This is a genomic window from Rhodococcus sp. PAE-6 (genome assembly GCF_025290685.1).
In the GTDB taxonomy this organism is placed as follows: domain Bacteria; phylum Actinomycetota; class Actinomycetes; order Mycobacteriales; family Mycobacteriaceae; genus Rhodococcus; species Rhodococcus pyridinivorans.
The window spans coordinates 1-370 of the sequence record NZ_JAOCLZ010000099.1 but is presented as its reverse complement, the minus strand read 5'-3'; the positions used below and the strand labels follow the sequence as shown (position 1 = coordinate 370).

General features: G+C 69.7%; 1 protein-coding gene. It reads right to left on the bottom strand.

The window, feature by feature from the left end:
* The coding region (locus tag NVV99_RS26400; RefSeq protein ID WP_260783288.1) for a cutinase family protein at positions 1-352 on the bottom strand (352 nt) is incomplete at its 3' end.
* Positions 353-370: the final 18 nt, after the last annotated feature.

Here is a 370-nt window from a genome sequence, read left to right as displayed (position 1 = left end):
ACAGTCCCGATCCGGGGCTGCGGGTCGGCGCGCCGAACAGGGCACCGGCTGCGACCGAGCGGGCCGGAACGACCCCGCTGCCCTTGCCGACCGACCGCAGGAAATTCGACGCGGCATGGGCGCCCTGGGAGAAGCCGACCACGGCGAGCTTGGCCGAGGGGCACTGCGAGAGCACCTTCTGCGCCGCCAGGGACAGGTTCTCCTCCCCCGCGGTCACCGACTCGACATACGACTCGGTGCCACCGGGCGTCAGGCCACCGAACGAACCGGGATACGGCACATACGCCCGGTCCACGCTCGCGCCCAGCTCACGGGCCTGATCGAGCAGCGGACCCATGATGTTCGAGAGCATTCCGGTATCGACCTTCAC